Origin of the sequence: Gordonia hongkongensis (genome assembly GCF_023078355.1) — a bacterium.
In the GTDB taxonomy this organism is placed as follows: domain Bacteria; phylum Actinomycetota; class Actinomycetes; order Mycobacteriales; family Mycobacteriaceae; genus Gordonia; species Gordonia hongkongensis.
Genome location: NZ_CP095552.1, coordinates 891,378 through 905,129, shown reverse-complemented (window position 1 = coordinate 905,129; position 13,752 = coordinate 891,378). Strand labels below are relative to the sequence as shown.

13 protein-coding genes are annotated in these 13,752 nt (G+C 67.7%); 6 read left to right on the top strand and 7 right to left on the bottom strand.

From position 1 onward, the window contains the following. The first annotated feature begins 78 nt into the window (after positions 1-78). Positions 79-723, top strand: a complete 645-nt coding sequence (locus tag MVF96_RS04140; protein ID WP_247452052.1) for a LysE family translocator — start codon at positions 79-81, stop codon at positions 721-723. Here the strand turns inward: MVF96_RS04140 and MVF96_RS04135 are convergent, their stop codons facing one another. The 7 genes from MVF96_RS04135 to MVF96_RS04105 form a co-directional block, all read right to left on the bottom strand. After that, complete coding sequence (locus MVF96_RS04135; protein WP_247451335.1) at positions 724-2,358, bottom strand: acyl-CoA synthetase; 1,635 nt, start codon at positions 2,356-2,358, stop codon at positions 724-726. It lies immediately after the preceding gene. Positions 2,359-2,419: 61 nt separating this feature from the next. Continuing rightward, positions 2,420-3,592: a lipid-transfer protein gene (locus MVF96_RS04130; protein WP_065629128.1), complete on the bottom strand. Its 1,173-nt coding sequence runs from the start codon at positions 3,590-3,592 to the stop codon at positions 2,420-2,422. Continuing rightward, positions 3,592-4,047 carry a MaoC family dehydratase gene (locus MVF96_RS04125; protein ID WP_068970487.1) on the bottom strand — a complete coding sequence of 152 codons (456 nt, stop codon included), beginning with the start codon at positions 4,045-4,047 and terminating at the stop codon, positions 3,592-3,594. Before MVF96_RS04125 ends, MVF96_RS04130 begins: the two co-directional genes overlap by 1 nt. Beyond that, complete coding sequence (locus MVF96_RS04120) at positions 4,044-5,105, bottom strand: bifunctional MaoC family dehydratase N-terminal/OB-fold nucleic acid binding domain-containing protein (RefSeq protein ID WP_068970486.1); 1,062 nt, start codon at positions 5,103-5,105, stop codon at positions 4,044-4,046. Before MVF96_RS04120 ends, MVF96_RS04125 begins: the two co-directional genes overlap by 4 nt. Continuing rightward, complete coding sequence (locus MVF96_RS04115; RefSeq protein ID WP_068970485.1) at positions 5,102-6,265, bottom strand: acyl-CoA dehydrogenase family protein; 1,164 nt, start codon at positions 6,263-6,265, stop codon at positions 5,102-5,104. The genes MVF96_RS04120 and MVF96_RS04115 overlap by 4 nt, the downstream gene beginning before the upstream one ends. Further along, the gene (locus MVF96_RS04110; RefSeq protein WP_247451333.1) at positions 6,255-7,409 is read right to left on the bottom strand and encodes an acyl-CoA dehydrogenase family protein; all 1,155 of its coding nucleotides are present in this window, start codon (positions 7,407-7,409) and stop codon (positions 6,255-6,257) included. The genes MVF96_RS04115 and MVF96_RS04110 overlap by 11 nt, the downstream gene beginning before the upstream one ends. A 123-nt stretch (positions 7,410-7,532) precedes the next feature. Further along, on the bottom strand, positions 7,533-9,740 hold the full coding sequence (locus tag MVF96_RS04105; RefSeq protein ID WP_247451330.1) for an acyl-CoA dehydrogenase family protein: 2,208 nt from the start codon (positions 9,738-9,740) through the stop codon (positions 7,533-7,535). Between the two features lie 134 nt (positions 9,741-9,874). Between MVF96_RS04105 and kstR the strand changes: the two genes are divergently transcribed. The 5 genes from kstR (at position 9,875) to MVF96_RS04080 (ending at position 13,642) form a co-directional block, all read left to right on the top strand. After that, positions 9,875-10,525: a cholesterol catabolism transcriptional regulator KstR gene (gene kstR / locus MVF96_RS04100; RefSeq protein ID WP_065629124.1), complete on the top strand. Its 651-nt coding sequence runs from the start codon at positions 9,875-9,877 to the stop codon at positions 10,523-10,525. 124 nt (positions 10,526-10,649) lie between these two features. After that, positions 10,650-11,660 (top strand): alpha/beta hydrolase, encoded by a 1,011-nt coding sequence (locus tag MVF96_RS04095; protein ID WP_247451329.1) that lies wholly within the window; start codon positions 10,650-10,652, stop codon positions 11,658-11,660. After that, positions 11,657-12,118 (top strand): MaoC/PaaZ C-terminal domain-containing protein, encoded by a 462-nt coding sequence (locus MVF96_RS04090; protein WP_058251191.1) that lies wholly within the window; start codon positions 11,657-11,659, stop codon positions 12,116-12,118. The genes MVF96_RS04095 and MVF96_RS04090 overlap by 4 nt, the downstream gene beginning before the upstream one ends. Before the next feature lie 509 nt (positions 12,119-12,627). Further along, on the top strand, positions 12,628-13,032 hold the full coding sequence (locus MVF96_RS04085; protein ID WP_159370096.1) for a hypothetical protein: 405 nt from the start codon (positions 12,628-12,630) through the stop codon (positions 13,030-13,032). 61 nt (positions 13,033-13,093) lie between these two features. After that, a complete protein-coding gene (locus MVF96_RS04080; RefSeq protein ID WP_247451327.1) occupies positions 13,094-13,642 on the top strand; it encodes a DUF2716 domain-containing protein in 549 nt (182 codons plus the stop codon). Positions 13,643-13,752 lie beyond the last annotated feature (110 nt).

The following is a 13,752-nucleotide window of genomic DNA, read 5'->3' as shown; positions in this document are numbered from 1 at the left end:
GTCGACGCTGCTCGGCCAGCAGTGGGGGCCACCGGCCCCGGCGCGCTCGCCCGCGCCCCGGTTCCTACCATGACCTTCATGCTCGCCGCGCTCTTGTCCTTCATCGTCACCGCGACGCTGATCGTGCTGCTGCCGGGTCCGGACACCCTGGTGGTCCTGCGCGGAGTGGTCCGTGGTGGACGCGGCGAAGCCTTCCGGACCGCCGCCGGCATCGTGTGCGGACTGATGGTCTGGGTCACCGCCGCGGTCCTGGGCCTGTCGGCATTGCTGCAGGCCAGCGAGACCGGTTACGAGATCCTCAAGATCGTCGGGGCCGGCTACCTCGTATGTATGGGTATCAGCTCGGTCCGCGCGCTGCTGCGCGCCGCACCTGATCTCGCGGCATCGCAGGACGCGGTCGAGCCGCCCGCGGGCCGGAAGGCGGGAGTGCTGTTCTCCGGTTTCACCGCCGGCCTGCTCACCAACATCCTCAACCCGAAGATCGGCATCCTGTTCATCAGTCTCTTGCCCGGCTTCGTGCCGGACGGCTACTCGACGGGATGGACGACCCTAGGGTTGGGGGCCATCTACATCGCGCTGACCGCCGCGTACTTCACCGTGCTGGTGGGCGCCGCGGGCCGGATCGCCGGATGGCTGCAGAGCGCACGAATCCGCCGTCGCGTCGAAGCGATCGGCGGAGTCGCGTTGATCGGACTCGGAGTGCGTCTGGCACTCGAGGGCTGATCAGACCGGGGCGGCCTCGTTCGCTGCGGCCGCGGCCTTGGCCCAGCGGTAGTCGGCCTTGCCGGCCGGGGTCCGCTTGACCTCGTCGACGAAGACGACCGTGCGGGGCACCTTGTAGCGGGCGAGGGTCTCCCGGCAGTGGTCCTGGATCTCCTCCAACGAGGGCTCGTCGACCCCGTCGGCGACGTTGACCACCGCCGCGACCCGCTGGCCGTACTTCTCGTCGGGAACCGGGACGACGAGTGCGTCGGCGATCGCCGGATGCGCGTGCAGCACCGCCTCGACCTCCTCGGCGTAGACCTTCTCGCCGCCGGTGTTGATGCACTGCGAACCACGTCCGAGGAACACGATCGAACCGTCGGCCTCCACGGTGCCCATGTCGCCCAGGATCGAGATCCGGGTGCCGTCGGCCAGCGTCGGAAAGGTCTTCGCCGTCTTCTCCTCGTCCTTGTAGTAGCCGAGCGGGACGTTGCCGATGCGCGCGATGTAACCGACCTCGCCCGAGCCGGGCTCGATCTTGTTGTGCCGTTCGTCGACGACCATCATCCGGTCCGTCGGCGGGACCTTCAGATTCCCGTTCTCGTCCATCATGATCTCGCCGTCGTTGCCCGACTCCGAGGCGCCGAAGTTGTCGCGCAGCACCAGATCCGGTTTCACCGCGAGCATCCGGTCCCGCACGTGCTGAGACCAGATCGCGCCGCCGGAGGTGATCGAGAACATCGACGACAGATCGACGGAGTCCTTCCGCTTCTCGAGCTCCTCGACGAGCGGCATGCCCATGGCGTCGCCGACGATGAGGACGATGTTGACCTTCTCCTTCTCGATCTCGGTCACGATCGCCTCGGGGTCGAAGTCGCGCTGGATGACCAGCCGGCCACCGAGGGTGAAGAACGTGAACAACGAGTACGACGCCGCGCCGTGCATGAGCGGAGCCGCGAGCAGGAACGCGATGGGCGGGAAATCCTTGACCGCCGTGCCGATCTCCGCGAGATCCTTGCGGGCCTCGCCGTACGGGTTGCCCCCCGACAGCGGCTTGCGGAAGAAGTCGTCGTGCTGCCACATGACACCCTTCGGGTACCCGGTGGTACCGCCGGTGTAGAGCAGGTAGAGCTCTTCGCCGGTGCGCGGCTCGAAGTCCCGACCGTCCGGCTTGGACTCTGCGTCGGCGAACGACACGATGTCGACGACGCGCCCGCCGGGCAGATCGGCGGCCGCCGCCCGCAGCTCCTCGACGATCTCCCCGATGACGAAGACCGTTCGCACGGTGGGCGTCTCGGCGAGAAGCGCCGCCACGCTGCGCTGGTGCTCCGGCAGTTCGACGATGATCGCGCGGGAGTCCGAGTTGTCGAAGATGTACTGCAGTTCGGCGTTGGTGTAGCGGTAGTTCACGTTGACCGGAACAGCGCGCACCTTGAGGAGGCCGAGGAGGCTCGTCACGTGTTCGATGCTGTTCTTCAGGAACAGCGCGACGTTGTCGAACGCACCGATCCCCGCGCCGGCGAACAGATGCGCCACCTGATTGGAGAGGGTGTCGAGTTCGGCATAGCTGATCTGGCGACCCTGGTAGCTGAGCGCGATCCGCTCGGGCACCGAGTCGGCGACGGTCTCGAAGACATCGGCGAGGTTGAACTTCATCGTGCGCGCTCCTTGGTCATACGGAGTGAATTCGAGTGCAAGTGCGTCGGATCGGCAGCTGTCATGCGGTCAGCACCAATCCGCTTGTGGGAACGCCGGTTCCGGCGGTCACGACGACCTTCTCGGCCGCCTCGACCTGGTTGACCGAGGTCCCGCGGATCTGCCGGACCCCTTCGGCGATCCCGTTCATGCCGTGGATGTAGGCCTCGCCCAGCTGGCCGCCGTGCGTGTTCAGCGGCAACCGGCCACCCACCTCGAGGGCACCCGGTTCCCGGACGAAGTCCTTGGCCTCGCCCCGACCGCAGAATCCCAGCTCCTCGAGCTGCAGGAGTGTGTACGGGGTGAAGTGGTCGTAGAGGATCGCCATGTCCATGTCGTCGGGGTTCAGACCCGACTGCGACCACAGCTGCCGGCCGACGAGCCCCATCTCCGGCAGACCGGCGAGCTCGTCCCGGTAATAGCTGGTCATGATGTACTGGTCGGCAGCACTGCCGGCCGCGGCGGCCGCGATCACGGCGGGCTTGTGCGGCAGGTCTTTCGCGCGTTCCGGGGACACGATCACCAGCGCGACACCGCCGTCGGATTCCTGGCAGCAGTCGAGGAGGTGCAACGGCTCGGCGATGTACCGCGAGTTCTGGTGGTCTTCCAGGGTGATCGGCTTGTCGTAGAAGAACGCGTCCGGGTTCACCGCCGCGTGTTTGCGGTCGACGACGGCGATCCGACCGAAATCCTCACTGGTGGCGCCGAAGTCGTGCATGTAGCGCTGCGCGATCATCGCGACGAACGCGGCCGGTGTCGACAACCCGTGCGGGTAGGTGAAGGCGTTCTCGGTGCCGGACGAGTTCTCCTGGTTCGCCACCGCCGAATTCACCTGCCCAAAGCGCAGTCCCGACCGTTCGTTGAACGCGCGGTAGGCCACCACGACGTCGGCGACACCCGTGGCCACCGCCATCGCGGCCTGCTGCACCGTGGCACACGCCGCACCACCGCCGTAGTGAATGCGCGAGAAGTAGGTCAGGTCCCCGATCCCCACGGCCCGGGCGACGGAGATCTCGCTGTTGGTGTCCATCGTGAACGTGACGAGACCGTCGACGTCGGCGGGTGTGAGACCGGCGTCCGCGATCGCCGCCGACACCGCCTCCGCGGCGAGTCGCAGTTCGCTGCGTCCGGAATCCTTGGAGAACTCGGTGGCGCCGATGCCGGCGATGACCGCCTGACCGGACAGTGATCCCATCAGAGTCCCTCCCCTCGACCCGCGGGCGAACCGACCGTGTCGGCTTCGGTCGCACCGATCGTCAGCGTGACGGTCGAGATGACGTGCTTGCCCAGCGAATTCGTCCCGGTCACGGCGACGGTGATGACCCCGGCGTCGACCGCGGTGACCTCGCCGGTGAAGGTGACCGTGTCGTAGGCGTACCAGGGCACACCGAGTTTCAGCGCGATGGAGCGGATTCGGGCGGTCGGGCCAGCCCAATCGGTCACGAACCGCTCGACCAGCCCGGTGTCGGTGAGGATGTTGACGAAGATGTCCTTGGACCCCTTCGCCTGCGCGAGATCGCGATCATGGTGCACGTCCTGGAAGTCGCGTGTGGCGAGCGCGGTCGCCACGACGAACGTCGGGGTCGCCTCGATCGTCAACGCCGGCAGCGTCGTTCCGACGGCAGCGGGGTCGGTGGCAACGCTCGTCATGCGGGCTCCCCTTCGGTAGGCACGGCCGGCTCCCACGCGTGCAGGGTCCAGGCCGGGGTCCCGGCCTCGTCATCGGCCGGAAAATCCAGATAGGTGGCGCGCACCGGCATGCCGATGGCCACCTCCTCCGGTTCGACGCCCCGGAGCTCACCGAGCATACGGATTCCCTCGTCGAGTTCGACGAGGGCCACGACGAACGGCAACCGCCGCCCGGGCACCTTCGGCGCTCGATGCACGACATAGCTGTAGACGGTGCCGGTACCGGCCGCGACCACGTAATCCGTTGGCGGGACGGTTCCGTCGGCCTCGCGCGGCTTCCAGGTCGCCGGGACCGGCGGATGCCGCAGTGTACCGTCGCCGTCGCGCTGGATGCGCAACTCGTGGGCGGCGACGCCCTCCCAGAAGAAGGCGGTGTCTCTCGACGCGCTCGGCTTGAGCAAGCGAGCCGGGTCGAGATCGTCGGGCACCCCGGCGTCGGAAACCGGCTCGGCGGCAGCGCGTGCGGCGGGGCGAAACTTCAGGATGCGGAACCGCATCTCGGCGACGACCTCACGCGCCCCGTCGTCTCCGCCGACCGACCAGACGTTGCGGGTGGTGAAGAACCAGCCCTCGCCGAGCGCGGTGTTCTTCGGCCCGACGACCTCGACGAGTTCGGCCGACAGCGCGACCTCCTCGCCCGGGCGGGTGTAGCGGTGATAGACGGTGTCGCAGTTGGTGGCCACCACCGAGGTGAAGCCGGCCTCGTCGAAGAGTTCGCTCGCGCGACCCAGCGGATCGTCCGCGGTCCGCACCCCGTGAAGGCCGCGCATCGTCCACACCTGCGCCATCGCGGGCGGCGCGACGATGCCGGGATGGCCGGCATCCCGGGCCGCCGCGTCGTCGGTGTAGACGGGGTTCGTGTCGCCCATCGCCTCGACCCAGTTGTTGATCATGGGCTGATTGATCGGGTCCCGCCCGGCGACCGGTGCGCTCGGTCCGGCGTCGATGATCTCCTGCGCGGCGGCTCGGATCGCCTCGTCTCCGGCGACGCCGTCGCGGGCGAGCTCGGGCGCGCTCACCGCTTGGCCCGCGGGAGTCCGAGGCCGGCGGTCGCGATCATGTCGCGCATGACCTCGTTGACGCCACCGCCGAACGTGATGACGACGTGACGCTTCTCCTGGACGTCGAGCCAGTTCACCAGCGCCGCGGTCTCCGGATCGGCGAAATCGCCGTAGCGCCCGATGATCTCGTCGACCATCCGGCAGACGGTCTGGATGCGTTCGGTCGAGAACACCTTGGTGGCCGCCGCGTCGGCCATCGAGATGGCCTCACCTGTCGCGGCCACCTGCCAGTTGAGCAACTCGTTGATGCGGCCGTAGGCGTCGATGGTCGCGAGCGCGCGACGGACGTCGGGATGCTTGGCGATGACCGTCCCGTCGGGGCCCGGCCGCTGCGCCCAGGCACGCACCCGGGCCGCGAGTCCGTCGATACGACCGGCGGGGCCGAGCATGACGCGCTCGTGATTGAGCTGGGTGGTGATCAGCTTCCACCCGCCCCCCTCCTCGCCGACCCGCATCGACACCGGAACCCGAACATCCTGGTAGTAGGTGGCATTCACGTGGTGCGCGCCGTCGGCGGTGATGATCGGCGTCCACGTGAAACCGGGGTCGGAGGTGTCGACGATGAGGATCGAGATGCCCTTGTGCTTGGGAGCATCCCGATCGGTGCGGACGGCGAGCCAGATGTAGTCGGCGTCGTGACCGCCGGTCGTGAAGATCTTCTGGCCGTTGACCACATAGTGGTCGCCGTCGCGGACGGCGGTGGTGGTCAACGACGCCAGGTCGGTGCCGGCCTCGGGTTCGGTGTACCCGATGGCGAAGTGCACATCACCGGCCAGGATCGCGGGCAGGAACTTCTGCCTCTGCTCCTCGGTGCCGTGGACCTGCAGCGTCGGCCCGACGGTCTGCAACGTCACCGCCGGCAGCGGGACGTCGGCGCGCACGGCTTCGTTGGTGAAGATCTGCTGTTCGATCTCACCGAAACCCTTGCCGCCGAACTCCGTCGGCCAGCCGACGCCCAGCCAGCCGTCGTCACCCATCCGCTTGATGACCTTGCGGTAGGTCGGGCCGTGGCGTTCGGTCAGCATCACCGCTGCCTCGTCGGCAGTGACGAGGTCGGCGAAGTACTCGCGCAGTTCCGCGCGCAGCGCGCGCTGTTCGGGGGTGAGATCAATGAACATCGGGCACCTCTGCGATACGGGTGTCGTCGGCGGGGACGTCGGTGATGTCGGCGAGCTCGTCGAGCCGCACGTGCGCTCCGCCCACCAGACGCGCGAGGTCTTTGGTGAGCGAGAAGTAGCGGTGAAGCGGATAGGTGATGTCGACGCCGATGCCGCCGTGCAGGTGGGTCATCGTCCGCGTGGTCGGTGGGACCTCCTCGGCCAGCCAGTAGGCGGCGATCGCGAGATCGGTTGCGGCGTCCAGACCTTCGGACAACCGCCAGGCCGCCGAGGTGGTCGCGAGTTCCATCGACCGGCCGACGACGTAGATGTCGGCGAGCTGCTGGCCCACCGCCTGGAACAAGGCGATCGGCTTGCCGAACTGCTCGCGCGTGGAGACGTGGTCGGCGGTCAGTCGGGTGGCGCCGGCGACCAGGCCGTCGGCGTAGGCGCACAGCGCCAGGCGGTAGCGGTCGCGGAGGATCGCGAGGTCGCGGACCACGATGTCGGCGTCGTCGACGGGTACGTCGTCGAAGGCCACCGTGTACTCGCCCCAGCCGCTCGAGGTCGGCGTGCGCGTGATGGTGACCCCGTCGGCGGCGGGCGAGACGGCGACGACACCGGCGTCGGCGGCCACCAGGAACAGCGAGGCACCGTCGGCGTGCAGGACGCCGACCTTCGTGCCGGTGAGCCGCCCGTCGCGGACGGAGGTCCGCGGATGCGCGGTCAGGGCGTCACCGTGTTCGCCGATCGCCACCGACACCCAGCTGCCGCCGGTGAGCGAACTGCCGAACCGCGACCACACCGATCCCTCGCCGTCCTGGGCGTCGGCCCTGGCGAACACGAGCGCCGCGGTCAGCGATCCAAGCGCCGGCGTCACCGCCGCGGCCCGGCCGATCCGGCGGAACAACGGGAGCAGACCCGACTCGTCGACCTCGTCACCGTCGAGCGAGGCCGGCAGGGGCAGGGCGAGCAGTCCGGCGTCGACGAGCGCCTGCCAGCCATCGGCCTCGAACCCGCCGCGGGTCGCCTCCTGCTTGGCCGCTGCCGTCCCACCGGAATGACGCCCACCGAACGTCGACTCCCAGTCGGGCTGCCGTCGCGCGAACACGTCCTCGGCGACGTCGCGAACCGCGATCGCCGTGCCGTCCAGGGCAAAGTCCACCCTGTGCCTCCCTCACCATGAACCCGTCAAGAACTAGAACCTGTTCTAGTTGTATCAGAGTCCGCGCGCAAGGGTGTCGGAATCGGCGTTTATCTGCGGTTTCGGCACTTTCGCCGCAGCCGGTTACCGCGGCAAACCGAGAATGCGTTCCGCCGCGGCCGTGCGCAGGATCTGAGTAGTGCCGCCCGCGATCGAGAGGCAGCGGTTCTGCAGGACCGCGTCGGACGCCTCGGTCGCCGCCAGACCCGCGACCCCCAGGAGCCGCAGCGCGAGATCGGGTACCGATTGGCGATGTTCGACGCCGATCAGCTTGCGCACGCTCGACAACGCACCGGGGTCGAGCCCGGCCAGTTGCCTGGTCGCCGCCCGCGCGTCGAGGACCCGGCCGACGTGGGCGTCGGCGAGCTGGGTGCCGAGCGACGCGAGCCCCTCGGCGGTCAGCTCCCGATCCATCGACCGCACCTGCGAGAGCAGCGACTCCATCTCCTTGCCGAGACCGGTACCGCCCATCGCCACCCGCTCGTTCGCGAGGGTGGTGCGGGCCAGCCGCCAGCCGCCGTTGATCTCGCCGACGACACAGTCATCCGGCACGACCACACCGTCGAGGAAGACCTCGTTGAAGTTGGCCCGCCCGGAGAGCTCGCGCAGCGGCCGGATGTCGATGCCGGGCGAACCCATGTCGACGAGGAAGTAGGTGATGCCCTTGTTCTTCGGTGCCTCGGGATCGGTGCGCGCGAGGCAGATCGCCCACTGGGCGTTGTGCGCCTGCGAGGTCCAGATCTTCTGGCCGTCCAGGCGCCAGCCGCCGTCGACCCGTTCCGCCCGTGTGCGCAACGCGGCCAGGTCCGAGCCGGCCTCGGGTTCGGAGAACAGCTGGCACCACACGATGTCGCCGGCCAGCGTCGGGGCGACGAACCGCTCGCGCTGCGCGTCGGTGCCGTGTTCCAGGATCGTCGGGATCGCCCATGCGCCGATCACGAGGTCGGGCCGCTCGATCCCGGCCGCCTCGAGCTCGGTGTCGATCAGCAGTTGCATCGCAGCATCCGCCCCCAGACCGTGCGGTGCAGGCCAATGCGGGGTCAGGTAGCCGGTCTCGGCGAGGAGACGGCGACGATCGTCGGGTTCGGCGTCGGCGATCCTCGCGACGGTGGTGCGGACCTCGTCGCGCCGGTCCTCGACCTGCGAGAGGTCCAGACGGAAGCGCCGTCGCGCCCCCGCGAGCCCGCGCCGGGCGAGGGTGGCGGCGTGCGACGACGCGTTCGCGAGCGACGCCTGCGCGGCGAGTGCGGCGCGCAGATACAGGTGAGCGTCGTGCTCGAAGGTGAACCCGATGCCGCCGAGGACCTGAACGCAGTCCTTGGTGTTGGCGACCGGATCGCGGCCCACCACGACGTCGGCCGCCAGCCTGCTGATCTCGAGTTGCTCGAGCGCCGGAGCGAGCTCGTCCCCCGTCCCGGCCGCGAGCACGTCGTCGACCGCGCCGGCGACATCCCACGCGACCGCGGTGACGCGTTCGCTGCGGCACAGCATCTCGGCGCAGATGTGCTTGATCGCCTGGAACGACCCGATCGGCACGCCGAACTGGGTGCGGACCTTCGCGTACTCGACGGCGGTGTCGAGAGCCCACCGGGTGACGCCGCTCTGATAAGCGGCGAGCGTCGCCGACAGCAGGCCCGCGACGAACGTCCCGTCGCCCAGTTCGACGAGGTCCTCGACGGCGACCCCGGACAGGGTCACGTGGCTGACCGACGCGGTTCCGTCGAGCGGGGTCTGCGGCGTGACGTCGGCGACTCCGACGCCCGGCGGCACGATCCACCACGACCGTTCCCGATCGTCGGTCCCGAATTCGACCATCACGGCGCAACCCTCGACGTAGCCGGTGACGAGCCCGAGGTCGAGTGCGCCGTCGGCCAGGGTGAGACCCTTACCGGCATAGCTCGTCGCGGGCGTCACCACCGGCACCGACCCGGCCAGCACCTCGCCCAGCAGTCCGGCAGACCGGTCGGTGTCGCCCTGCGCCGAATCCGCACGGCGAACCGCCAGCGCGATCGCCGCGGTCACCGTCGGACCGAGCGGGCCGGGGACGAGATCGGCCCCACACTGCTCGAGCATGGCGGCCACGTCGAGGAAACTCGCGCCGAGACCGTCGGACGCCTCGGGGACCGCCGCGGCGAACACGCCCAGGTCGGCGATCTGCGAAAATAGACCGGTCCACTGGTCGCTCGGCTTGTCGAGGTCGGACCGCACGATATCGGTCACACTGGTGGAGCGCGCCCAGGACGCGATGCTGTCACGGACCGCGATCTGCTCGGAAGACGTGGCGATTGTCACTGGCAATCCCTGTATGTCGAGTTGTGACGAATAATTAGAACCTGTTCTAATATGCCATGGGTGCACTCGGATCGGGTAGCCACCCACGATCCACCCATTGAGACGTTTGATCACGTGAGGATGTTCGAGAACACATGGCCCGTTCTGCACCCGGCAACGCCGCGGTCGACGCCCCCAACGGGGCTGCGGCGCCGGCCGCCTCGCCCGAAGCCGGCTCCACCGCGCAGCGCGAACGCCGCCGCCGCATCCTCGACGCCACCCTCGCGCTGGCGTCCAAGGGCGGATACGACGCCGTGCAGATGCGCACCGTCGCCGACAAGGCCGACGTCGCCGTCGGGACGCTGTACCGCTACTTCCCGTCGAAGGTCCACCTTCTCGTCACCGCGCTCGCCCGCGAGTTCGAGCGAGTCGAGTCGAAGGTCGATCGTTCCCAGTTGCGCGGCGACACCGCGATCGACCGCCTCCGTCATGTCCTGGACATGATCACTTTCGCGATGCAGCGCGATCCGCTTCTCACCGAGGCGATGACGCGCGCGTTCATGTTCGCCGACGCGTCGGCGACCGCCGAGGTCGACCAGGTCGCCGGGATCATCGACCGGCTCCTCGCCGGAGCGATCGTCGACGACGGCGAACCCACCGAGGAAGATCTCGCGATCGCGCGCGTCCTCTCCGATGTGTGGATGTCGAACCTGGTGCAGTGGCTGACCCGTCGCGCGTCGGCGACCGACGTCACGAACCGGCTCGAACTCACCGTCCGGCTCCTGCTCAAGGATCGCGTCAAGTAATCGGGTTCTCCCCTCGAACGTGACGTCACAACTGGGTGACGAGCACCTTCTCGACTTGGGAGCGCCAGTCGAACTCGGCTACCTTTGTTACGTCTGAGAATTCTGTTAACAGAAGGGGCTAGTGGTGCGATCCTCCTGGTTGCGACGACTGTGCGTCGTCGGATCTGCCGTTGCGGTCGCGACCGCCGGATCGGCTCCGGCCGCGCTGGCCGAGCCGACCCCCGATCCCGATCGCGCTCGCATAGACACCGTGGTCCACGACTCCGCCCAGCAGTCGACACTCATCGTGTACTCGGCGGCGATGCGCAAACTCATCCCCGTCAACGTGTTGCGCCCCAAGGACACCACCAAGTCGCGCCCCACGCTCTACCTGCTCAACGGCGCCGGCGGCGGCGAGGACTCCGCGACCTGGGCGGCCAAGACCCAGTACGCGAAGTTCTTCTCCGACAAAGAGGTCAACGTCGTCACGCCGATCGGCGGCGCGTTCTCCTATTACACCGACTGGCAGCACGACGATCCGGTACTCGGCCGCAACAAGTGGACGACGTTCCTCACCAAGGAGCTCCCGCCGCTGGTGGACAAGGAATTCGACACCACCAAGGTCAACGCGATCGCCGGGATCTCGATGGCCGGGACATCGGTGCTCAACCTCGCGATCGCCGCACCGAAGCTCTACCGGTCGGCCGCCGCCTACAGCGGATGCGCGCGTACCAGCGACCCGGTGGGACAGGCCTACATCCGGATGGTCGTCGCCGACCGCGGGCAGGGCAACCTGAACAACATGTGGGGACCGGTCAATTCGGCCGGGTGGCGGGACAACGACCCGTACATCCACGCGGACAAGCTGCGCGGCACCAAGGTCTACATGACCAGCGGCACCGGCATGCCCGGTCAGTTAGACCGGCTCGAGGCGCCGCTGGTCGCCGGCGATCCACTGACGCTGGCCAACCAGATGGTCATCGGCGGCATCATCGAGGCCGCGGTCAACGAGTGCACCAAGCAGATGGTCTCGCGCATGCGGGCCCTCAAGGTGCCGCACGAGGTCACCTTCCGGCCGAGCGGCACCCACTCCTGGGGTTACTGGGAACGCGACCTCGAGACCACCTGGCCGAAGATCGCGGCAGACCTGAGGTGAGCGACGCATCGGACCGCTTGTGGGCCGATGACCTGTCCGTGGGCCAGATCTTCGAGTTCGGCACGCATCACGTCAGCGAAGACGAACTGCTCGACTTCGCCCGCGCATGGGATCCGCAGGACTTCCACGTGGACAAGGCCGTTGCCGAACGCGGCCCCTACGGCGGGCTGATCGCCAGTGGGCTGCACACGATGTCGATCTACCAGAGGCTCAATGTCACCGGCGTGCTGAACAATTGGCGGGTGATCGCGGGCAAGCGACTGGGCGACGTCGAATTCCTGCGTCCCGTCCGCCCCGGCGACACCCTCACCGGGTCGACCGTCATCGACGCGATCGAGTTCGATGACCGTGCCCGCGCTCTGGTCACCTCGTCGGCGGAGCTGCGCAACGGTGACGGAAAACCGGTGATGCGCACCGTCGTCGAAGCCTATGTGCACGCGCGACCCAATCGCGATTGACATCTTCGGTTGCGCTGCCGCGGTTCTCACCGTACGTCTCCGGCTTCCATCACGTTCGAGTCCTCGCGTCACTCGAGAGAGTTGCGCCTGACCAGCCATTGCCACCGGCTAGCCGCCACACAGCTGCTCCGACGACCGGGACAAGCCACACGACCCCCACCCACGACAGACTGCCTCGTAGGCCGAGATGATGACCGACGACGTCGACGGTCGCGAACATCGACAGGGTGAACCACACCGAGAACAAGACCAGCAATGCGAACGCGATGTAGAACGGCCGGTTGAAGTCAGCGCTGCACGCAGCGTCTCTGGCGCATTCCGACAGTCCGGCCTCGGCGAGCAGCACATGCTCAATGTACGTGTTGACGGCAGCAGTACGGCTGTTTTCGTTGCTGTGGACCGGCCACATCCGCGTGGGCCGACGGTCGGAACGAACCCCTGGCCGTGGGGGGACGAGACACGACGGACGGAGAACCGAATGGAATCCGTACCGCAGATACCGTGACTGGATGAAGACACTGCGATTCGCCTCGATCATCTCGGTGCTGTGCACGGTGGTCATCTTGTCGTTCGTCGTGCCATCACTCGTTCTGTCAGGTGTTGTCGAGGTCTCAGGCGGCTTCGAGTACATGGTGGTGTTCCCGACGCTGATCGGCTTGCTGTGCGCCTTCGTTGCACTGATCGTCGGCGGCGCGTGTGTCTTTCGGGGACGCTCGCGCACGGTGGCGTCGATCCTCACGACCCTCGGCCAGTTGACCACCCTAGCGCTCGGCGCAGCGATCGTCGTGTGGGCGACGAACTTCGGCACGACCGGTTGGGAACTGCTTGCCCTCCCCGCCGCGCTGATCTGCGGGCAGATCCTCGTCGCGGTGGGTCTCTTCGTCTGGCGCCGCGCACCATCGGATGTCGTCTGAGAGTGCTGTGGCGGAACGTGATGAAGGTGTTCCGCCCGCTACGCTCTGCGACGATGGTCCGATGATGCGTTGGACCCTCGACCACGGAAACCCGCTACCGCCGGGATGGAGCTACCTGCCCCGAGACGAAGAGGACGTGGCGTGGGAGTTGTTCCGTGATCGGTTTCGATCGTTCCGGCCCAGCATCTACCCGACAGACTGGCCCGCAGTTGTCGATCCTGCTCCGTCGGTAACCTTCGACCTGTCTGTCCCGGAGAACTCTCCCGGCGTGTGGAGCGCCCAATTCGATGCGATCAACGCCGAGGCGCAGCGTTGCTTCGTCCACGTGCAGGACGATCCTTACTGGATTGTGCTCGACTGGCAGCATCCCGGCTATCGGCTCAATGCAGCGGCACATGCCGAGACGTTCGACGCAGAGTGGCCGGTGCCGGTGTTCCCGAACGGCGACTACTACATCTTCGCTCGGCCCGACTTCAGCACTGGCACATTCGGACATCCGTGGGAGAAGACGCTGTGCGTGTTCGGTTCCGAGCTGGTTCAGACGTTGGGCCGGACCCTCGCAACATGGCTCCCGCGCAAGCGCGAGAACGGTGACCCGCTGCCGGGGTAGTCGACAGATGCGATCCCGCATGCGACTTCCGCGCAGGCATCGTTGAATCGTCTGCGGTGCGATCGATTACACCATCGCTCAACGCAGATTCTTGCGCACCAGCGGTTCTC

Excerpts from the sequence above, each read along its gene's own strand:
- MVF96_RS04140 (WP_247452052.1), top strand. The coding sequence starts at position 79 with ATGCTCGCCGCGCTCTTGTCCTTCATCGTCACCGCGACGCTGATCGTG.
- MVF96_RS04135 (WP_247451335.1), bottom strand. The coding sequence starts at position 2,358 with ATGAAGTTCAACCTCGCCGATGTCTTCGAGACCGTCGCCGACTCGGTG.
- MVF96_RS04130 (WP_065629128.1), bottom strand. The coding sequence starts at position 3,592 with ATGGGATCACTGTCCGGTCAGGCGGTCATCGCCGGCATCGGCGCCACC.
- MVF96_RS04125 (WP_068970487.1), bottom strand. The coding sequence starts at position 4,047 with ATGACGAGCGTTGCCACCGACCCCGCTGCCGTCGGAACGACGCTGCCG.
- MVF96_RS04115 (WP_068970485.1), bottom strand. The coding sequence starts at position 6,265 with ATGTTCATTGATCTCACCCCCGAACAGCGCGCGCTGCGCGCGGAACTG.
- kstR (WP_065629124.1), top strand. The coding sequence starts at position 9,875 with ATGGCCCGTTCTGCACCCGGCAACGCCGCGGTCGACGCCCCCAACGGG.
- MVF96_RS04085 (WP_159370096.1), top strand. The coding sequence starts at position 12,628 with ATGAAGACACTGCGATTCGCCTCGATCATCTCGGTGCTGTGCACGGTG.
- MVF96_RS04080 (WP_247451327.1), top strand. The coding sequence starts at position 13,094 with ATGATGCGTTGGACCCTCGACCACGGAAACCCGCTACCGCCGGGATGG.